The 22,329-nt window shown below is 28.2% G+C and carries 17 protein-coding genes and 1 pseudogene; 16 read left to right on the forward strand and 2 right to left on the reverse strand.

All coding sequences use genetic code 11. The annotated features are described in order from the left end of the window. Positions 1 to 131 precede the first annotated feature (131 nt). From ACYUET_RS11340 to ACYUET_RS11395, 12 genes and pseudogenes are all read left to right on the forward strand, one after another. The gene (locus ACYUET_RS11340) at positions 132 to 296 is read left to right on the forward strand and encodes a zinc-ribbon domain-containing protein (RefSeq protein ID WP_219778932.1); all 165 of its coding nucleotides are present in this window, start codon (positions 132 to 134) and stop codon (positions 294 to 296) included. A 93-nt stretch (positions 297 to 389) separates the two neighbouring features. Further along, positions 390 to 1,664 (forward strand): chloride channel protein, encoded by a 1,275-nt coding sequence (locus ACYUET_RS11345; RefSeq protein ID WP_460279694.1) that lies wholly within the window; start codon positions 390 to 392, stop codon positions 1,662 to 1,664. 594 nt (positions 1,665 to 2,258) lie between these two features. Next, the gene (locus ACYUET_RS11350) at positions 2,259 to 6,005 is read left to right on the forward strand and encodes a phosphoribosylformylglycinamidine synthase (protein ID WP_460279696.1); all 3,747 of its coding nucleotides are present in this window, start codon (positions 2,259 to 2,261) and stop codon (positions 6,003 to 6,005) included. 252 nt (positions 6,006 to 6,257) lie between these two features. Next, positions 6,258 to 6,722 (forward strand): annotated as a pseudogene (gene purE / locus ACYUET_RS11355) (5-(carboxyamino)imidazole ribonucleotide mutase); the annotation flags it as partial. After that, positions 6,722 to 7,429 (forward strand): phosphoribosylaminoimidazolesuccinocarboxamide synthase, encoded by a 708-nt coding sequence (gene purC / locus ACYUET_RS11360; RefSeq protein WP_460279697.1) that lies wholly within the window; start codon positions 6,722 to 6,724, stop codon positions 7,427 to 7,429. The pseudogene purE and the gene purC, both read left to right, overlap by 1 nt. A gap of 94 nt (positions 7,430 to 7,523) precedes the next feature. Continuing rightward, on the forward strand, positions 7,524 to 8,951 hold the full coding sequence (gene purF / locus ACYUET_RS11365; protein WP_460279699.1) for an amidophosphoribosyltransferase: 1,428 nt from the start codon (positions 7,524 to 7,526) through the stop codon (positions 8,949 to 8,951). 9 nt (positions 8,952 to 8,960) lie between these two features. Further along, positions 8,961 to 9,962: a phosphoribosylformylglycinamidine cyclo-ligase gene (gene purM / locus ACYUET_RS11370; RefSeq protein WP_460279700.1), complete on the forward strand. Its 1,002-nt coding sequence runs from the start codon at positions 8,961 to 8,963 to the stop codon at positions 9,960 to 9,962. After that, positions 9,950 to 10,564, forward strand: a complete 615-nt coding sequence (gene purN / locus ACYUET_RS11375) for a phosphoribosylglycinamide formyltransferase (RefSeq protein ID WP_460279702.1) — start codon at positions 9,950 to 9,952, stop codon at positions 10,562 to 10,564. The genes purM and purN overlap by 13 nt, the downstream gene beginning before the upstream one ends. Positions 10,565 to 10,603: 39 nt before the next feature. Continuing rightward, the gene (gene purH, locus ACYUET_RS11380) at positions 10,604 to 12,109 is read left to right on the forward strand and encodes a bifunctional phosphoribosylaminoimidazolecarboxamide formyltransferase/IMP cyclohydrolase (RefSeq protein WP_460279704.1); all 1,506 of its coding nucleotides are present in this window, start codon (positions 10,604 to 10,606) and stop codon (positions 12,107 to 12,109) included. A 151-nt stretch (positions 12,110 to 12,260) separates the two neighbouring features. Continuing rightward, a complete protein-coding gene (gene purD, locus ACYUET_RS11385; RefSeq protein ID WP_460279706.1) occupies positions 12,261 to 13,511 on the forward strand; it encodes a phosphoribosylamine--glycine ligase in 1,251 nt (416 codons plus the stop codon). A 288-nt stretch (positions 13,512 to 13,799) separates the two neighbouring features. Continuing rightward, on the forward strand, positions 13,800 to 15,014 hold the full coding sequence (locus ACYUET_RS11390) for an AsnC family transcriptional regulator (RefSeq protein WP_460279708.1): 1,215 nt from the start codon (positions 13,800 to 13,802) through the stop codon (positions 15,012 to 15,014). Further along, entirely contained in the window at positions 15,015 to 16,433 is a 1,419-nt protein-coding gene (locus ACYUET_RS11395; RefSeq protein ID WP_460279710.1) for an acetate--CoA ligase family protein, read from the forward strand. It abuts the gene before it with no gap. 83 nt (positions 16,434 to 16,516) lie between these two features. On the opposite strand, the gene ACYUET_RS11400 is transcribed toward ACYUET_RS11395, so the two are convergent. Further along, positions 16,517 to 17,320 carry a hypothetical protein gene (locus ACYUET_RS11400; RefSeq protein ID WP_460279712.1) on the reverse strand — a complete coding sequence of 268 codons (804 nt, stop codon included), beginning with the start codon at positions 17,318 to 17,320 and terminating at the stop codon, positions 16,517 to 16,519. Between the two features lie 302 nt (positions 17,321 to 17,622). On the opposite strand from ACYUET_RS11400, the gene ACYUET_RS11405 reads away from it, so the two are divergent. Beyond that, positions 17,623 to 17,874, forward strand: coding sequence for a hypothetical protein (locus tag ACYUET_RS11405; protein ID WP_460279714.1), 252 nt, complete (start codon positions 17,623 to 17,625; stop codon positions 17,872 to 17,874). 172 nt (positions 17,875 to 18,046) lie between these two features. Here ACYUET_RS11405 and ACYUET_RS11410 read toward each other — a convergent pair whose 3' ends face one another. Further along, positions 18,047 to 18,511, reverse strand: a complete 465-nt coding sequence (locus ACYUET_RS11410; protein WP_460279716.1) for a hypothetical protein — start codon at positions 18,509 to 18,511, stop codon at positions 18,047 to 18,049. A 919-nt stretch (positions 18,512 to 19,430) separates the two neighbouring features. Between ACYUET_RS11410 and ACYUET_RS11415 the strand changes: the two genes are divergently transcribed. The 3 genes from ACYUET_RS11415 to ACYUET_RS11425 all read left to right on the forward strand — a co-directional run bounded on the left by ACYUET_RS11415 (position 19,431) and on the right by ACYUET_RS11425 (position 22,131). Then, entirely contained in the window at positions 19,431 to 20,480 is a 1,050-nt protein-coding gene (locus tag ACYUET_RS11415; RefSeq protein WP_460279718.1) for a PTS sugar transporter subunit IIC, read from the forward strand. Positions 20,481 to 20,515: 35 nt separating this feature from the next. Continuing rightward, a complete protein-coding gene (locus ACYUET_RS11420) occupies positions 20,516 to 21,445 on the forward strand; it encodes a 2-dehydropantoate 2-reductase (RefSeq protein WP_460279720.1) in 930 nt (309 codons plus the stop codon). Between the two features lie 263 nt (positions 21,446 to 21,708). Continuing rightward, the gene (locus ACYUET_RS11425) at positions 21,709 to 22,131 is read left to right on the forward strand and encodes a MarR family winged helix-turn-helix transcriptional regulator (protein WP_460279722.1); all 423 of its coding nucleotides are present in this window, start codon (positions 21,709 to 21,711) and stop codon (positions 22,129 to 22,131) included. Positions 22,132 to 22,329 lie beyond the last annotated feature (198 nt).

Consider the following 22,329-nt stretch of genomic DNA (forward strand, 5'->3'; position numbering starts at 1 on the left):
AATTATAAATTATAATGTGATATCATAAATAAGTAAGATAATTCAAGATTTAATCAGTACTATAAGTTTCCTCTGTTTCAGAGATTAGTTCTAGTATCGGGTTATAATCTATGAAAAGGGAGGAAATTAGAATGGAAGATAAGACATTAGTATGTAAAGATTGTGGAAAGGAATTCGTTTTCACAGTTGGAGAACAAGAATTCTACAAAGAAAAAGGATTTGATAACGAACCAGTTAGATGTCCAGATTGTAGAAGAGCTAGAAAACAACAAAGAAACAACAACAGAAATTACTAGAATTTACTGATACGTATTTTCTTTAGAGACCATAAGATTTATCTTATGGTCTTTTGTTTTATATGTCTAATAAAATAAAGTGGAGAGGTGAAAATGGAAGTATTAATAGAAAAATTAAGAATAATCGAGAACGTAAAAATAACGAAAAAATACATAGTAACATTTTTAAAATGGGTAATTATTGCTGGAATAACTGGTTTAGTAGGTGGGCTTGTAGGGAGTGCCTTTCATATTAGTGTTGAATATGCTACAGATTTTCGTGTGAAAAATGATTGGATTATATTTTTATTGCCAATTGGAGGAATCGTAATAATAGCTCTTTATAATTTATTAAAAATGAGTGAAAATATAGGTACAAATTTGGTTATAAAATCTGTACGTACAGATGATGAAGTTCCATTTATGATGGCACCTCTTATTTTTGTAAGTACTGTGATTACACATCTTTTTGGAGGTTCTGCAGGAAGAGAAGGTGCTGCATTGCAATTAGGAGGGAGTATAGGAACACAAGTAGGAAAAATTTTTAAATTAGATGAGAAAGACATGCATTTAATTACATTATGTGGAATGAGCGGAGTTTTTGCAGCATTATTTGGAACACCATTAACAGCAACTTTTTTTTCGATGGAAGTTATTAGTGTAGGAATTATACATTATTCTGCGTTTATCCCATGCATTGTTTCATCTATTGTTGCATATGAAGTGTCAATATTTTTTGGAATTCAACCTGTTCGATTTAATTTATCAGTTATACCTAATATTTCTCCAGAGAATATGATAAAGGTTGCTATTTTAGGAGTATTATGTGCAGTAGTAAGCATTATATTTTGTCAGTCACTACATAAAACTAATACATTTTTATCAAACCTTATCAAAAATTCATATCTTAGAGTATTTTTAGGTGGATTAATTATTATAATACTTACATTTGTTGTACATACTAGAGATTATAATGGAGCAGGAATGGATGTTATAACGAATGCTATAAGTGGAAATTCAAAACCAGAAGCATTTATTTTAAAAATAATTTTTACAGCTATTACTATAAGTGTAGGTTATAAAGGTGGAGAAATTGTACCAACATTTTTTATTGGGGCAACATTTGGATGTGTTGCGGGAAAACTTCTGGGCATTGACCCAGGATTTGGTGCTGCTATTGGATTGATAGCATTATTTTGTGGAGTAGTTAACACCTTAATTACTTCTATAATACTTAGTATTGAGCTTTTTGGTGCACAGGGGTTAATTTTATTTGCAATTGCCTGTGGTGTTAGTTATATGTTATCGGGATATTATAGTCTTTATAGTAGTCAAAAAATTGTTTATTCTAAGATTAAAGCTGAATTTATTAACAAAAATGCTTTATAATAGATTTAGCAAAATTTAAATATCACTGTATTTGTTTATAATAAAGTATAAATAAATACAGTGATATTTTTTATTCTTTAAGAATTTATATTTCTAAAGAATATATGGATAACTCAGATTATATTTTTGCATTGTTTTTTTCTGAACTATGTTTGGAAATGATGCATGGATTATATAAATTGAATATATTTAAGTAATTTATATAAAAATATAGTTTAAAAGAATAAAGAGGGATTAAAAAACAAAAAGTAACTATATTGCTTAAATTAATATGTGTTCAAATAGTCAGATACATTAAAAAAATTTAAGCAAAGGATAATTAGAATATAAATTAGCATTGGTGTGAGTATAATTTTAATATTAAGAATCAATAGCTCAAAACAAAGAAATAAACGAATATTATAATTAAATAAATTATGTATAATTCGTGAAATAGTCGAAAATTTAAAGTAATTACATTAATTTGGTTGACAATATACGTATTTAATGCTAATCTTAAAACATAAACACGAAAATTATTATTAAAAGAAATTTTAAAGTTCGGGAAAGGTAGTTAGTTTAAAGGTTAAATTAATAATTTTTGGAGGAATTGCAATGTTAAATATTAAAAACATATTCGTTGAAAAGAAAGATGGATTTGATGTAGAAGCTAAGAGCTTATTAAGAGACTTTAAAGAAAATTTAAGTATAGAGGGTCTAGAAAAAGTAAGGCTTATAAATAAATATATTATTTCAGATATAAGTGAAGATAATTATAAAAAAGCACTTCATACTATCTTTTCAGAACTAACAGTAGATAATGTATATGAATCAGAACTGAAAATTAATGAAGGAGAGATAGCTTTTGGTGTGGAGTTTTTACCAGGACAATATGATCAAAGAGCAGACTCAGCATCAGAGTGTATATCACTTTTAACAGCGAAGGATAAAGTAGAAGTTAAATCTGCTAAAATAGTTATATTAAAAGGGAATATTACAAAAGAAGAAATTAATAAGATAAAGAAATATTATATAAATCCCGTTGATTCAAGAGAAGTGGATATAAATAGCAAAGATATATCATCAACTTCAAACACACCTAAAGATATTCAAATCTTAAATGGATTTATTACTAAGAGTCTGGATGAATTGAAGGAATTTCACAGTGAACAAGGACTTGCGATGAGTATAGATGACCTTGTTATGATTAAAGAGTATTTTAATAAGGAGAAAAGAAATCCGTCAATTACTGAAATTAAAGTTATTGATACTTATTGGTCAGATCATTGTAGGCATACAACATTCTCAACAATATTAAATGATGTAGAAATTGAAGAAAATAAATATACACATCCAATTAAAAGAAGTTATGAAAAATACATAAAATCAAGAGAGTATGTATATGGAGAGAAAGAAAGAAAAAAAACTCTTATGGATATTGCAGTTATTGCAATGAAGGAATTAAGAAAAAAAGGAAAACTTGATGATTTAGATGTATCAGAAGAAATAAATGCTTGTTCAATTAACGTAAAAATTGAAACAGATAAAGGTATGGAAGATTACTTAGTGATGTTTAAGAATGAAACACACAATCATCCAACAGAAATAGAACCTTTTGGAGGTGCAGCAACTTGTTTAGGTGGTGCTATAAGAGATCCATTATCAGGAAGAACTTATGTATATCAAGCAATGAGAGTTAGTGGGGCTGCTGACCCAACTGTTCCAATAGAGAAAACATTAGAAGGAAAACTTCCTCAAAGAACTATAACTTTAGGTGCAGCACATGGATATAGTTCATATGGAAATCAAATTGGTCTTGCAACAGGTCAAGTTCAAGAGGTTTATCATCCAAATTATGCGGCAAAAAGAATGGAAGTTGGGGCCGTTATTGCAGCAGCGCCAAAAGAAAATGTTGTACGTGAAGAACCAGAACTTGGAGATGCAATAATACTATTAGGTGGTAGAACTGGGAGAGACGGAGTTGGTGGTGCAACAGGGTCTTCTAAGGAACATACTGTAGACTCAATAAATGAATGTGGTGCAGAAGTTCAAAAGGGTAATGCACCTACTGAAAGAAAAATCCAAAGATTATTTAGAAATCCTAAAGTAGCTAAAATGATTAAAAGATGTAATGATTTTGGTGCAGGTGGAGTTGCAGTTGCTATCGGAGAACTTTGTAGAGGATTAGATATAGATTTAGATAAAGTTCCTAAAAAGTATGAGGGATTAGATGGAACAGAACTTTCAGTATCAGAATCACAAGAAAGAATGGCAGTAGTTGTAAAAAAAGAAAATGCAAATGAATTTATAAAACTTTCAAATAAAGAGAATTTAGAGGCAACTTTAGTAGCAAATGTTACTGATACTGATAGGTTAAGAATGTATTGGAGAGGTAAAAACATTGTTGATTTAAAGAGAAGCTTTTTAGACACAAATGGAGCAACTCAAAAAACAAATGTTAAGGTTAAAGCACCATGTGAATATCCATATAAGATATCTAATGTGAATGTTAAAGATGAGTGGATTAATAATTTAAAAAAATTAAATGTAACATCTCAAAAAGGCTTAGTTGAAAGATTTGATTCAACAATTGGTGCTGGAACAGTACTAATGCCATTTGGCGGAAAATATGCCAATACACCAGCAGAAGGAATGGCAGCGAAAATTCCAGTGCTTGGAGGAGAAAGCAAGGATGCAACATTAATGACATTTGGATTTAATCCAAACTTAGGTACTTGGAGTCAATATCATATGGCTTATTACTCAGTAATAGAATCAATCGCAAAACTTTCAGCTATGGGTGGAAATTATAAAAGGGCAAGATTAACATTTCAAGAATATTTCGAAAGACTAGGTAAGGATGAAACAAGATGGGGCAAACCTTTTGCTGCATTGCTTGGAGCTTATGAAGCTCAAATGCAACTTGAAATTCCTGCAATTGGGGGCAAGGACTCTATGTCAGGAAGTTTTGGAGATTTAGATGTTCCTCCAACGTTAATTTCATTTGCTGTTGGGGTTGAAAAAGCAAGTAAAATTATATCACCTGAATTTAAAGAAGTAGGTTCAAAATTAGTTTTACTTAAAACTGAAGAGTTAGAAGATAAAACTATTAACATAGATAAGTTTAAAAATAATTTAGAAGTTCTTTATAAATTAATAGGAGAGGAAAAAGTAGTTTCCGCATGTACTATTAAATTCGGAGGAGTTTCAGAAGCTATTACTAAAATGTCATTTGGTAATAAAATTGGTGTTGAATTTGAAAATCTAACTGAAGAAGAATTATTTGGACTTAGTTATGGAAGTATATTATTAGAAGTAAAATCAAATGTAAATATAAACGAAGAATTTAAGGATTGTTTTTATAAAGAAGTAGGTAAAACAATAGAAGATTTAGCTATAGTTTCAGAAGAATTTGATTTTAAATTATCAATAAAAGTTTTAGAAGAAGTTTATGAGAAAAAATTAAATAGTGTATTTAAAATTAAGACTAATGATGTTTTAGAAAAAATAGAAACATCATTATATGATAAAAAAGGGTATAGTTCTCCTGTTATTAAAGTTAGTAAGCCTAGAGTTGTTATTCCAATTTTCCCAGGAAATAATTGCGAATATGATTGCAAGAGAGCTTTTGAAAAAGAAGGAGCTGAAGTATCAGAAGTAGTATTTAGAAATATTACAAAAGAAGCTTTATTAGAATCAATAGAAAGTCTTAAAAATGAAATAAATAAATCTCAAATAATTATGATTCCAGGAGGATTTTCAGCAGGTGATGAACCAGATGGATCAGGAAAATTTATAGCAACTGTATTTAGAAATGAAAAAATTAAAGAAGCTGTTATGGAATTATTAAAAAATAAAGATGGATTAATGTTAGGTATTTGTAATGGCTTCCAAGCTTTAATTAAATTAGGGTTGGTACCTTATGGAGAGATAGTAGATATTAAAGAAGATATGGCAACATTAACTTATAACAATATAAATAGACATATGTCTTCAATAATTAACACAAAGGTTGTTTCAAAGAAATCACCATGGTTTAGTGAAGCGAATTTAGGAGATATTCATTCAGTAGCAATTTCACATGGTGAAGGACGATTTGTTGCTCCAGAAAAATTAATTAAAGAGTTGATAGAAAATGGGCAAGTAGCAACTCAATATGTTGACTTTGATGGAAAGGTTGCTCTTAATATGCCATTTAATCCAAATGGATCAATGTATGGCATAGAAGGCATAACAAGTCCAGATGGAAGAGTATTAGGTAAGATGGCTCATTCAGAAAGAATAGGAGAAAATCTATACAAAAATATACCAGGAGACTTTGATCAAAAAATATTTAAATCAGGAGTTAATTACTTCAAGTAGTAAATTTAAATCTATGATTTTCTGTGAATCACTTAATTTAATAGAAGAATATAAATTAAGTTTTATAAATAAAAATTAAAAATTTTTAGGTATTAACTAATAAAGAATGATAAAATACCCAGAATTTAAGAATTTAAGAATTTAAGAATTTAAGAATTTAAGAATTTAAGAATTTAAGAATTTAAGAATTTAAGAATTTAAGAATTTAAGAATTTAAGAATTTAAGAATTTAAGAATTTAAGAATTTAAGAATTTTTTGGAAGTAAATCTGATACCGAGGTAATGAGAGGAGCAGCAAATGCATTAAAAGAATTTAATATAGACTATAAAGCATTTATTCTTTCAGCTCATAGAGTACCAGAAAAATTATATGAAACATTAAAAATGGTAGAAAAAGAGGGCTGTGAAGTAATAATTGCAGGAGCAGGACTTGCAGCACATTTACCAGGAGTAATTGCATCAAAAACAATACTTCCTGTAATAGGAGTTCCTATTAATGCAGCTATTCAAGGATTAGATTCATTATATTCAATAGTACAAATGCCTAAAGCAATTCCTGTAGCAACAGTTGGAATAAATAATAGCTATAATGCTGGAATGCTAGCATTACAAATGTTAGCACTTAAAGATGAAAAGTTAAAAGATAAATTAATTGACTTTAGATTAAATATGAAGAAAAAATTTATAGAGGAAAATGGGGAAGGGGTAGAACTATAATGGAAAAATTACAAATGCTATATGAAGGAAAAGCTAAAAAAATTTATGCAACAGATAAATCAGATGAGGTAATAGTATATTACAAAGATGATGCTACAGCATTTAATGGAGAAAAAAAGGGTCAAATTGAAGATAAAGGTGTTATGAATAATGAAATTACTTCAATTTTATTCGAATTACTAGAAAAGAAAGGTATAAATACTCATTTTATTAAGAAATTAAATGATAGAGAACAATTATGTAAAAAAGTAGAAATAATTCCGCTTGAAGTAATTGTAAGAAATATAGCAGCCGGAAGTATGGCAAAAAGATTAGGTCTTGAAGAAGGGTTTAAGCTTAAAACTACAGTATTTGAATTTTCTTATAAAGATGATGAATTAGGAGATCCACTAATAAATAGTTATCATGCTGTAGCAATTGGTGCAGCTACATTTGAAGAAATAGATACAATTCTTAAAATGACAGCAGAAATAAATAATGTATTAAAAGAAGTATTTTTAGCACAAAATATTAATCTAATTGATTTTAAGATTGAATTTGGTAAATGTGAAGATGGAACAATAGTTTTAGCTGATGAAATTTCACCAGATACTTGTAGATTTTGGGATGCAACTACAGGAGAAAAACTAGATAAAGATAGATTTAGAAGAGATTTAGGTAATGTTAAAGATGCATATGTTGAAATATTAAAGAGAATTTCTAAATAAGGCACAATCAAAAAATAACAAGTCTATTGCAACTTTGGACTTATTATTTATTTGCAAGTGTTTAATAAAAATCAAGTATGAAAGGATTGTGTATATGAGTAATCCAAATTTTGAATTAATACTGGATCCAAGTATGGATAAATTTAAAGATGAATGTGGAGTTTTTGGTGTTTATGCAAATTCACCTATAGATGTTGCAACTATGACTTATTATGGACTTTATGCACTACAACACAGGGGGCAAGAAAGTGCAGGAATAGCAGTAGCTGATGGAAAAGAAATTGATATACACAAAGGTTTAGGGTTAATTACAGAAGCATTTGAGGAAGAGGATTTAAAAAAATTAAAGGGGCATATTGCTATAGGTCATGTAAGATATTCAACTGCAGGGGGCAAAGGAATAGAAAATGCTCAACCGATATTGAGCACTTCAAAAGTGGGTTCAATAGCTATGGCTCATAATGGAAATTTGGTAAATGATGATGTAATAAAGGAATTACTTGAAGATGCGGGGCATATATTTCATACTTCAAGTGATTCTGAAGTAATAGCTTGCCTTATAGCAAGAAGTGCTAAAAAGGGGATTGCAAAAGCAGTAGTAGATGCAATGCAAGCTATAAGAGGATCATTTGCACTAGTTATTATGTCAAAAAATAAATTGATAGGAGCAAGGGATCCACACGGAATTAGACCACTTTCTTTGGGGAAAATTGAAGAAGGATATATATTAACTTCTGAAAGTTGTGCTTTAGATGCAATAGGCGCTGAATTTATAAGGGATATAGAACCAGGTGAAATTGTTGTAATAGATGATAAAGGAATAAATTCATATAGGTACTCTGAAAATACTCAATGTCAAACTTGTGCATTTGAATATATTTATTTTGCAAGACCAGATTCAAGAATTGACGGGTTAGAAGTACATACAACAAGAGTAAGAGCTGGAGAAGAATTATTTAGGGAACATCCAATAGATGCAGATTTAGTTATTGCTGTTCCAGATTCAGGAATACCAGCAGCAATAGGATATGCAAAAGCATCAGGAATTCCTTATGACACAGGATTTATTAAAAATAGATATGTTGGAAGAACATTTATATCACCATCTCAAGAAATAAGAGAGAGAGCAGTTGCAGTAAAATTAAATCCATTAAAAGTAAATCTTCAAGGTAAAAGAGTAATACTAATAGATGATTCAATTGTAAGAGGTACAACATCAAAACATTTAGTTGAATCATTAAGGAAAGCTGGAGTTAAAGAAATCAGTTTTTTAATCGCTTCTCCAAGTGTAAAATATCCTTGTTATTTTGGAATTGATACTCCGTATAGAAGTGAACTTATCGCTTCAACTAATACAGTAGAAGAAATAAAAGATATGATTGGAGCAGATTATTTAGGATATTTAAGTGAAGAAGGAATTTATAGAAGTTGTGAAGGTAAAAAAGGATTTTGTATGGGGTGTTTTAATGGAGTTTATCCAGTAGCTACACCTATAGAAATATCAAAAGATCTTGAAAGGTAGGATTAATAAATGATTACTTACAAAGAAGCTGGAGTTAATATAGAAGAAGGATACAAATCAGTTAAATTAATAAAAGAGTATGCAGCTAAAACTATGAGTAAATATGTTTTAAATGGTCTTGGAAGTTTTGCCGGAATGGTTGAACTTCCATCTGGATATGAAAAACCAGTACTTGTTTCAGGAACAGATGGAGTTGGAACTAAGCTTGAAATAGCATTTAAAAATAAAAAGTATGATACAGTTGGAATTGATTGTGTTGCTATGTGTGTTAATGACATTCTATGTCATGGTGCAAAACCATTATTTTTCTTAGACTATATTGCATGTGGAAAATTAGAAGCAGAAGTTGCCTCTGATTTAGTTAAAGGTATAGCTGATGGTTGTATTGAAGCGAAAAGTGCATTAATAGGAGGGGAAACTGCAGAAATGCCAGGTTTTTATGATGAAGGCGAATATGATATGGCAGGTTTTGCAGTTGGTATTGTTGATAAAGATAAGATTATTAATGGAAAAGCTATTAAAGAGGGAGATAAATTAATTGGTATTGCTTCTTCAGGAATACATTCTAATGGATACTCATTAATAAGAAAAATATTCCCAGATTTAAATGAAGAGTTTAATGGAGAGGAAGTTTGGAAAACACTGATTACTCCAACTAAAATATATGTTAAACCAATACTTAAACTTTTAGAGAATTTTGAAATTAAGGGAATGTCTCATATTACAGGTGGAGGATTTATTGAAAATGTTCCAAGAATGTTTAATGGAGGGGATTTTACAGCTGTAATAAATAAAGATTCTTACCCATTGCCAGCTATATTTGAAAGAATCATTGAAAAAGGTGTAGATAAAGAACATATGTATAATACTTTTAATATGGGAATTGGATTTGTACTTGCTGTTAAAGAAGAGGATGCTGAGCCTATTATAAAAACTTTAATAGAAATGGGAGAAAAGGCTTATGAAATAGGTTATGTAACCTCTGGAGGTGAGGGTGTTTGTTTAAAATAGCAGTTTTGATTTCTGGAGGAGGAACAAATCTTCAATCAATAATAAATGCAATTGAAAGTAAACAAATTAATTGTAAAATTGAAATGGTTATTGGAAGCAGAGAAAGTATTTATGGATTTGAAAGAGCTAAAAAGCATAATATAGATACTTTTGTTGTTAATAAAAAGATATATGGAGAAAAGTTTTCAGATAAGATTTTAGAGTTAACCAAAGGAAGAGTTGACTTAATAGTACTTGCAGGATTTTTATCAATTTTGGAAGGAAAAATTTTAGAAGAATTTAATAATAAGATAATAAACATACACCCATCATTAATTCCATCTTTTTGTGGAGCTGGTATGTATGGATTAAAAGTTCATGAAGCAGCAATTAAGAGTGGAGTAAAATTTTCAGGATGTACAGTACATTTTGTAAATTCAGAAGTTGATGGGGGAGCAATACTTCTTCAAGAGGTTGTTCCAGTTTATTTTGAGGATGATTCAGCAACTCTTCAAAAAAGGGTATTAGAAAAAGAACATATTATTTTACCTAAAGCAATTAAATTAATTAGTGAAAATAAGGTTGAATTTATAGATGGAAAAGCTAAGATAATTGAAAATTAATAATCCACAATTATTAATTAAATAATGGGAGGTATTCTAGTGAAAAAGAGAGCTTTAATAAGTGTATTTGATAAGGATGGAGTTTTAGATTTTGCTGAATTTTTAATTTCTAAAGATGTTGAGATAGTATCAACAGGGGGTACTTATAGATATTTAAAGGAAAATGGAGTAAATGTAATTGAAATAAATGAAGTTACTAATTTTCCAGAAATGTTAGATGGAAGGGTTAAAACACTTCATCCATTAGTACATGCAGGAATACTTGCTATAAGAGATAATGAAGAACATATGAATACTTTAAAGAAAAGAGAAATTCATACAATAGATTATGTAATTGTAAATCTTTATCCATTCTTTGAAAAAGTTAATGAAGATTTAGATTTTCAAGAAAAGGTGGAATTCATAGACATTGGTGGCCCTACAATGCTTAGAGCTGCTGCTAAGAATTTCCAAGATGTTATTGTAATTTCAGATAAGAATGACTATAAGACTGTAATGGATGAAATAAAAGAAAATGGAGAGGCTTCCTTAAAGACTAAGAAAAAATTAGCTGGCAAAGTATTTAATCTTATGAGCGCTTATGATGGAGCTATTTCAAACTTTTTATTAGAAGATGAAGAAGAGTATCCAGAATATCTTTCAGTTTCATATAAGAAAATGCAAGGATTAAGATATGGTGAAAATTCTCATCAAAGTGCAGCTGTTTATTCTTCAACAATGCTTGATGGTGCTATGAATACTTTTGATACATTAAACGGTAAAGAGTTGTCTTATAATAACTTTAAAGATGTTGATATAGCTTGGAAGTGTGCAAATGAGTTTGATAAAGCATCATGTTGTGCATTAAAACATAATACTCCTTGTGGTGTGGCTATAGGAAAAGATGCTTATGAAGCATATATGAAAGCATATGAAGTTGATCCAACTTCTATATTTGGAGGAATAGTTGCATTTAATAGAAAGGTAGATAAGAAAACCGCAGAAGAAATGGTTAAAATTTTCTTAGAGGTTATAGCAGCTCCAGGTTATGATGAAGATGCTTTAGAAGTATTAAAAACTAAAAAGAACTTAAGAGTTCTTAAATTTAATAGTATTCCAAAGTCAGAAAAGTACATGGTTACAGTAGATGGAGCAATGCTAGTACAACAAGAGGATAATAAATTAGTTGATGAAATAAAAGTTGTAACTGAAGTTAAACCTACTGAAGAGGAAATGGAAGATTTATTATTTGGAATGAGAGTAGTTAAATATGTTAAATCTAATGCTATAGTCGTTGCTAAAGATGGAATAGCACTTGGAATTGGAGGAGGTCAAGTTAATAGAATTTGGCCAACAGAAGATGCTTTGAGAAGAGGAAAAGGTGCTACAATACTTGCATCAGATGCATTCTTTCCATTTAGAGATGTAGTTGATCAAGCTGCTAAGGCTGGAATCAAAGCGATAATTCAACCTAGTGGTTCCATGAGAGATCAAGAATCAATAGATGCTTGTAATGAACATGGAATTGCAATGGTGTTTACAGGGCTTAGACACTTTAAACATTAAACTATTTTTTTAAACCGTGTTGATATTGTAGTATAAGGTCATAGATAGAGAAATTTGCATTCTAGTTCAACCTTATACTAAAATATCAACATTCAGTTAAAACATAGCGTAAATTAAATATCTAACTTTTGAATTTTGGGAGGAAACATATATGAAATTACTTTTAATTGGTTCAGGTGGTAGAGAACATGCATTAGCGTGGAAGCTTGCAAAAAGTCCAAAAGTTAAAAAAATTTTTGTAGCACCGGGCAATGGAGGAACTGCGATAGAAAATAAATGTGAAAATATAAATATAACTGACATAGAAGAATTAATTAATTTTGCAAAAAAAGAAGCTATAGATATCACAATAGTAGGTCCAGAAGAACCTTTAACAAAAGGAATTGTTAATAAGTTTCAAAAAGAGGGATTAAAAATATTTGGGCCAGCACAAAATGGAGCAATGCTTGAAGGTAGTAAAAGTTTTTCTAAAGAATTTATGAAAAAATATGGAGTTAAAACTGCTGAATATGAAACATTTAATAATGCAGAAGAGGCGTTAAAATATTTAGAAAAGTGTTCTTATCCAACAGTAATTAAAGCTGATGGATTAGCAGCTGGTAAAGGTGTAGCTATATGTGAAACTAAAGAAGATGCAGTTAAAGCAGTAAACTCATATATGTTAGATGATATATTTAATGGAGCAGGACAAAAAATAGTAATTGAAGAATTTTTAGAAGGTGTTGAGGCATCAATACTATCAATAACTGATGGAAAGACAATAATTCCATTTATATCTGCTAAAGATCATAAACAAATCTTTGATGGTGGAAAAGGGCCTAATACAGGAGGCATGGGGGTGTTAGCACCAAATCCATATGTGACTGAAGAAATTTTAAAAGATTTTAAAGAAAATATAATGGATAAAACTTTAATTGGTATTAGAGAAGAAGGATTTGATTTTAAAGGAATCATATTTTTTGGTCTTATGATTACTAAAAAAGGAACATATCTTTTAGAATATAATGTTAGAATGGGAGATCCAGAAACACAATCAGTACTTTATTTAATGGAAAGTGATCTTTTAGAAGTTATTCAAGCAGCTTTAAGTGAAGAACTAGCTAATATAGATATAAAATGGAATACTGGTGTATGTATAAATGTAGTTTTAGCTTCAAATGGATATCCAGGAAAATTTACTAAAGGATATAAAATAGAAATAGATGAAAATGTAAAAGATAAAGTATTTTTAGCTGGAGCTAAATTAGAAGACAATATTTTAAAAACTGATGGTGGAAGAGTATTATCTGTAATTGGAACTGGCAATAATGTAGAGGAAGCTAGAGAAAATGCTTACTCAAATATTAAAGGTGTTACATTTAAAGATGCTTATTATAGAAAAGATATAGGAATATCTTATTAAATAATAATTATAAAAATAGTAAAGTATAGAATAATGCAGTTGATTAGTAAAAAAATCAACTGCATATTTTTTTTTATTAATAGTATGTATATACTGTATGAATATTAAAAAAATATTAAAAATTAATATATCAGTTATTAATAAGTTATATTCAATATAAGCTATGTTTTAGGAGCGTGTTGATTATCTTACTTTATCTAATTATATATACATTTAAAACATAGCGAAATTTATTAAATGTATAAGTTATTAATCAGCTGTTTTATAAAAAAATAAGGAGTTGAAGGTATGTCAGATAAAAATTATGAATTAGGCACTGAAGGAAGACAAGGTTGGATGGATAATTACTTTTTTAAGCCTAGAGGCATTGGATTTACTGAAAATGGTACCGTACCTTTAGATAGTGCAGAAATGAGCGCGTACAATATTGCTAAGTCTTGCTATCAAATATATCCTGAAGTTTTTAATTTAAATTATATTTCACAAGTTACTGGAGTAGAGGAAGAAGAAATAAAAAATAGACTTAAAAGAATGTATGATGAGCATTTAATTATGTTTGTTATGAATCCAGCTACCCAAGTTTATGGTTGGGGGCTTTATTATTGGGTAGTTAAATTAAAAGAATGTACAACTAAGGAGCAAAAAGAAGTTCTTTCTAAGTGGTTCCAAAATAAAGATGATATTTGTACAGGATATGAAACAAGTGGAGATTTTGACTTTTTTAATGGAAATCATATGAGAGTATTAGATAATTTATTATCAGATGTAATAGCTCCATGGAAAAATAGTTATTATGTTGATTATGTTAATTTATGTCCTATAAGAAGAGACGTAAGAGAATCAAATGTGAACATGTGGGATGCACCAGGTGATGGTTATAGAAAGCATGTATGGGGAAAAGAACAAATAGAAAAATTATTTAAAGTTCAAGATAGGATAAATGAAATAGATTTTTCAATAATAGATGCTATAAATAGCACAAAATCAGTTAGTGATATGCTAGATTATGATGTTTTAGCTGAATTATCAGGATTAGATAGTGAAACTATGAAAAAAGATTTTATGAAAATAGTGGATGAAAAGAGAATAATACTTCCAATGATTTATTTAAACTTTAGAGCTTTAGGTTTGAGTATGAAGATGTATTTAATAAGATTGTTCCAAATAATACCTAGTGCTAGAAAAGCTGCAATTGTTGATGAATTATCAGAAATATCAGAGTTAAATAATGTGTTTGAATTTAGTGATTCTTTATATGACATTATGATTACGGCTTATAATGAATTAACTGATTTGAATAAAATAAGAAAGATATTAGATGGATATGGAGAGATTGAAGAGATTAAAGAAGCTGATACTAAGAGGCAGTATAGAAGATGGGTATGTCGCTTAGATGATGAAAATGGATATTGGGAAGAATGTGTATTTACTGATGATTTCCTTCAAGATAGAACACATGTAAATAATGTTAAGTGTTGTAATAGTTCAAAGGAGGGAAAATAAATGAAGGTTGAATTTACTCGTGAATATGTAGTCAATAATTTAAAGTATGCTTTAAATCCTAAATCAATAGCTGTTGTAGGAGCTAGTAGATATAATACTAAAGTTGGATATAAAGTAATTGAAGGTTTAAATAATTGGGGATATAAAGGGGAAATATATCCAGTAAACCCAAGAGCAGATTATGTATGTGGATTAAAATCATATAAAAGAGTAATTGATATTCCTGATGGAATAGATTTGGTGTTTGTAGCAGTTCCAGCCCATATTGTAAAAATGATACTTAAACAATGTGTAGAAAAAAAGGTTAAAATAGTAGTTATAGCAACTAGTGCTTTTAAAGAAATTGGAAGAGGAGAGCTTCAAAATGAATTAACTCAATATTGTAGAGATAATGAATTACCATTAATAGGGCCAAATCTTGTTGGAATGGGAAGTCCATACTTAAATTTTAATTGTGGATTTATACCTTATTTACCTATAAAGGGGCCTGTGGCTATGATATCACAATCAGGTGCTAATCTTTTAGCAGCACTTGGAACTTCTCAAAAAGATCATTTTGGGATGAGTTTCTTTGTAGGATTAGGAAATAAAGCAGATGTAGATTTTTGTGAATTTATAAGCTATGCCGGTAGGGATGATAACACTAAATGTGTATCTGTATATATTGAAGGATTAGATAGTCCTGAAGCATTTATAGATATATGTAAAAAAATTAATCCTATAAAACCAATAGTTACAATAAAGGTTGGAGGCTCTCAAATTGGAATTAAAGCTGCATTTGCTCATACTGCATCAGAAAATGAGGGAACAGATGATTCATATTATGATGAAATATTTAAAAAAGCAGGTGCAATAAGAGCTACAACATGGCAGGAGTTTTTAGATATTTCTCTAGCATTAGGAAGTCAACCATCATTAAAAGGTGAAAATATTGTTATGATAACTAATGGTGGAGGTTCAGGCTTATTAAGTTGTGATCATTTTGAAAGATGTGGAATGCCACTTAGAGAATTAAAAGATATCTCAGAAGGATTAGGGGAAAGAATTAAAGCATATATGCCTATGTTTGGTTCTCCATTAAATCCAGTAGATATTTCTGGAACAGCATCTCCTATACAATATAAAGGTGCATTTACTCAAGCAATGCGAGATCCAAATGTTAATGGCATTTTAGGATCAATTTGTCCAACAGCGGTAACTGATGTTGATGCAGTAGTTGATATTGTAATTGAAATTCATGAGACTTATAAACATTTAAATAAACCATTTATTATGGAATGCCAAGGTGGAGAAGAATGTCATAGAGCAATAATGAAATTAAGAGATCATGGTATACCAGCTTATTCAACAGCAGAACAATCAGTAAATGCAATGTTAGCATTATGGAAATACGGAAAGATTAAAGGAGATATTAAATAATAATTATAAAAAAATAGAGGTCAATTATTTAGCAACATTATGCAAGCAATTGATCTCTATTTCTTTATTTATAAGGATTTGTATTAATAACGTACATCTTCAGAATAATAAGAACCAAAGTTGTCATCGCAATATTCGACACCGTCTATTACAGCATATACTGCATATTTAATATCTTTTGAAGTTTTATCAACATCATTTGTACGAGCAATGTAATCTAAAACTTCATTACCATAGCTTTGTGCTGGTTCAGCATCTACTTCTTTATAAGTTTTCCAGTTATCTTGACTATAACGAAGTTTTACATTAGTTGGTTTCTTACCAGTATTTCGTACACAGATTTTTGCTGAAAGTTTTTCATATTCACTATCTGGAGAAAAGCTTGACAGTTTTACACAGATATTATTTCTACCTAATTGAACGTCGTGGTATGTTAGACCAACACTATAATTTTTACCATTGTTATTATCCCAGTAAGTTTTACCATTTACTTCATATTTTATTGCGAATTCGGATCCTTGATATTTTGTAGTTATATTAAAACGCCAAATTTCCGAACCATCTGGATTTGTTTTTACATATTCTGCATTTTTATCTTGCCATGATTTACCATAATTTTCAGCATAATGTACTATAACTTTTTTATCATATGCAAGATTTTTTACACGTATATAGCCATGTGTGCTACCAGCATAATACCCTATGAATTCAAATTTTGCATAGTATAATTCTACTGGATTATCTTCTTTTGTTACATCATTATTTACCACATTAGTTTGATTAGTTTCAACAGCCTGTACATTTTGAGTAAAACCACTTATTATTAGCATACCAGTGAAAATGCATACAGACATTAACATACTCAGTGCTTTTTTAAATTTTTTCATTTACATATATCTCCTTTAAAACAAATATTTGACTCGAAACATTTTGAATTATACCATAAAAAAGAAAAATATACAATAAAATGTAAATAAAGAAAAATAAACAAAAAGTAAATTTTTAGGATTAAAGCAACTTTTTCTTTACTTTTATAATTAAGATCAAGAAACTTAATCTTAATTTTTAAATGATGTATAAAAAGATTATACTTTAAAGTTATTCTTAGATATAACTTAATAATGTTAAATTAAAATATATTAGTATAAGGAAATTTATGATTTTATTAATAAACTAAGTAAGGATAATATTGGATGAATTAAAACCAAAATTTATTAAATATGTAGGTAAATTAAATTTATCTATAAAAGATGAGCAAGATAAGCTTTCTTTAGAAGATATAGAAGGTATGATGAGTATTGCTTTAATGAGAGAAAAAGTTCAATATGGTATAGAAAAAGAATTAGAAGAAGAAAATAGTAAATTTGAATTAGTGACAGATGAATTTACCGATAGAATGGCTAAAAGATGGTATGTTCATAATCCGATAGATTTGATATAAAATGTTTTAAAGGCATTATGATGCATACATATATTTAAAATAATTTAAATAACATATAATTATCTTTAAAGCTAAAAAATACTTATACAGTTTTTTTAGCTTTAAAGTTTTTATTAGTTATTGTTTTATTTAAATTTTTATGATTGATAACACAATATTGTTAATTTATAAATTAAAAAAGCATTGCTGCTATTCCAAATGCTAGTATTACTTGTAAAATACAGCTAAGGATAAACCACATTATAACAGAACTTTTTTTCTTTTCTAGTGCAGCTTGTATATATAGCATACTAAATATTAATCCTATACACATACATAATACTCCTGCTAAAAGAAATCCTCCTATTACATTTATAGCTAAAAGTGCCCATATCCAAGAAGGTAAACCACTTACTGGTTCATATTTGGTTCCTTTATTTAAAAACACTCCATTTACAGCTAAATCAACTTTACCTCCTATTGCCACTAAATTACATTTTGTATCACCAAAACATATTTCATAGTCAATTAAATTAATTAAAGAACTAGATGATTTTAACTTTTGTACTTCACCGTCTATAATAACTTTATTTTTGAATCCTTTCTTATATTCTATAGTATGGCTTATGCCATCAACGTCTACTTTCCAGTTTCTCATTCTATTTCCTCCAAATTTTTAAAATGTGTTTTTTAAAATTTATTAATTATAATTCCAACATAAATATAAAAACATATTTATTATCGACTAATTATATATATTTCTTTATATTTTTTATCAATTAATATATTTTTTTCTTATTAACCCAAGCTTAACCAATATTATTATGAGATATATGTCAAAAAATATAAGAATAATTATTGATATAAAAGAATTAAATATTAAAATATTTTTTTTATGTATTATAATGAAATTTATAATTTTATTAATGAACTAAATAAGTATAATGTTGAATAATTAAATAGAAGAAAATATGAATGAATTATTTTAAGTTTAAAGTTAAAGGAAAATTATTATATAAAGAATTAAAATAGTTATTGAGTAATTATATAGAAATAATTGTAGTATTATTATCAATATGTGAATTGTTTATAAAAAGAAGAATTTAATCTTTTCTTATACTATTATTAATTGGATTAATAAAAAAATAAAGTAAAATTTAAGAATTATAAAAATTATTAATAGATATTATAATAAATGCTTTTTTAATGACAAAATAAGTTATTAGAAAAGCATTTAATTTTTAGTTTTTTTATTTAAATATAAAAAAATATTGAGAAATTTTTAACATTTATTTATAAAAGTGTTCTAATATTGTTGATTTATATAATATATTGTTATTTTTTTAACTTTTATAATTTTGCTTTGTTGAAATTTGTTTTCAAATATGATATATTTACTTTCGCAAAGTTAGTTGTACATACAAATGAGAAATTATACATTAAGTTTTAAATCAATATAACTAACTTTTAATGAATTACTAGTAATTTATCCAATACATAACTTTAAAAAAGTAAAAATTAGAATGATAAAAAATAAACAATAGTTTTAAAAATTTATAAATAGGAAGAGGAGAAATATGAAACAAAAGAATAGTATAGAAAAAGTTAAATTAACACCTAAAGATTATTTAAATAAAGTTTTGGCTGGAACTGCAACTGGAATTGTTGTTGGCTTAATTCCAAATGCAATTTTAGGTTCAATATTTAAAGGGTTAATAGATGTTTCTCCAATATTTGCTACTCTTTATAATGCTGTAAACATTATGCAATTCATAGTGCCGGTTATTGTAGGTGTGTTAGTAGGATTACAATTCAATCTTAATCCTATGCAATCAGTTATTGTTGGAGCAGCGGTATTTTTGGGATCAGGTGCTTATAAGGTTACTGAACATGGGGTACAAATGGTTGGTATAGGTGATCTGATAAATATAATGTTAGTTGCATGTATAGCTGTATATGTTGTCAGACTAATAGGAAATAAACTAGGATCATTAACAATATTATTATTACCAATTATTGGAGCAGGCGTTGGTGTCGTTGGAATGCTTATGCTTCCATATGTAAGACAAATTACTGCAATAATAGGAAGTTTAATTAATAACTTTGCAGTATTACAACCATTGTTAATGTGTATTTTAATTAGTATTTCATTCTCAATTTTAATTATTTCACCAATTTCAACTGTAGCAATAGGTATTGCAATAGGTATAACAGGGTTAGGTGCTGGAGCGGCAGCTATTGGTGTTACTGCTTGTACAGCTGTTTTGGTAATTGGATCAAAGAGAGTAAATGAAAGTGGAGTTACGTTATCAGTATTGTTAGGAGCCATGAAAATGATGATGCCAAATTTAGTTAAATACCCGATAATAGCCGTACCTATTATTGCAAATGGTATCTTAAGTGGAGTAGGTTGTTATATATTTAATATTGTAGGTACACCTAATAGTGCTGGATTTGGATTAGTAGGATTAGTTGGTCCTTTAGCTGCTATAAATGGTTCAACAGGATCAATTATTGGAGTCTTAGTAGCATTTGTTGTTATACCTTTTGTAGGTGCATTTGTTATTGACTGGTTCTGTAGAAAAGTTCTACATTTATATGATGAAAATATTTATAAATATATTTAATTTGTAATATATGCAAAAGAGGAGAGTGGATTAAAATGAAAATTGCAATTGTTGGAGCTGGAGCTATGGGCTCACGTTATGGATATATGTTGCATGAGACTGGAAATGAAGTTTTTTTAATAGATGGGTGGAAGGATCATATTAATAACATAAATAATCAAGGATTGATAGTAGAAGAAAATGGACAACTTAAGAAGGTAAAAATACCAGCAATGTTACCAGAAGATGCTGTAGAAATTCCGGATTTAGCAATTTTATTTACAAAATCAATGGGATTAGAACCTATGCTAAAATCTGTGAAAAATATTTTAGGAAAAAATACTAAAGTATTATGTTTATTAAATGGACTAGGTCATAATGAAACTCTTGAAAAATATGTTGATAGCAAAAATATACTTATGGGAGTAACTTTATGGACAGCGGGATTAGCTGGACCTGGACATGTTGTATTATCAGGAGATGGAAGTTTAGAAGTACAAAACATTGATCCAAGTATGGAAGTAGAAGCAAAAGAAATTTGTGATGTATTAAATAAAGCAGGATTAAAAGCGCATTATAGTGAAGATGTTATATTTTCAATTTGGCGTAAAGCTTGTGTAAATGGAACTTTAAATAGTTGTTGTACAATTTTAGATTGTAATATCAAAGAGTTTGGAGAATTAAAACAAGCACCTCAACTTATTCGTAATATAATAAAAGAATTTTCAGACGTTGCTACTAAATATGGAGTAGAATTAAATGTTGAAAAAGTTGCAAATGGAATAGAAGCAATATATGATCCAAGTCAAGCTGGAGAACACTATCCATCAATGCACCAAGATTTAATTCAAAATCACCGTCTTACAGAAATTGATTATATAAATGGATACGTATCTAGAAAAGGAAAAGAATTTAATATAAATACACAATATAATGATTTATTTACATCAATGGTTCACGCAAAGGAACAATTACTTGTTAAATAAATAGAAGTTAAAAAAGTTGATTATTTAAATAGTAATCAACTTTTTTATTATATAAGTAATAAAGCATTTTAATAACATAAATATAGGATAAAGAAATATTTTTAGGAATATGAAGAAAAATAGGCTTAGCAGATGGACTTGTTGTTTTTTTGATTATACCTTATATAAAATACTGGAATCAATTTAGTTGCAAATTTTACAAATTATCTTTAATATATTATTTATAACATATTAAATTATAAGAATTTAGAACGGAGGACATAATGCTTGAACAAAATTTCTGCGAATGTTTATTTTTCACTGCAACTAGATTAAAAAAGATAGCAGCTAAAATAGCTGAAGATGAATTGAAACCATTAGGATTGTCTCCTACATATGTATACATACTTCTTGGTGTAAAGTTTAAACCAGGAATAACACAAAAGGAATTGAGTGAAGAATTACATTTAAAACCATCTACAATAACTAGACTTATAGATAAATTAGTTATAAATGGTTTGGTTGAGAGAAAAACTGAAGGAAAACTATCTCATATATGTTTAACTGATGAAGGTGAAAAAATACAAAAAGATATACAAAAATATAGATTAAAGTTACATAATCGTTATAGAGAAATATTAGGAGAAGAGTATAATTTGTTAACTAAGATAACAAATGAGTCTGCAAGAATATTAGAATCTAAGTAATTATGCATATTTAATATAATTAACAAGTATTTAATTTGTATTTAGTAAGAATATTAAATGTTAATATCAACAATCAATAATGTACAAGGTAAAATATATGTAAGATAAAGAATATTGTAAAAAATAGAACTGTTAAATGTAAGATGTTGAAAAATATTTAATAGCAGGATTTAAAAATACAGTTAATATAAATGCTTT

Source organism: Clostridium sp. CTA-5, from assembly GCF_054768135.1.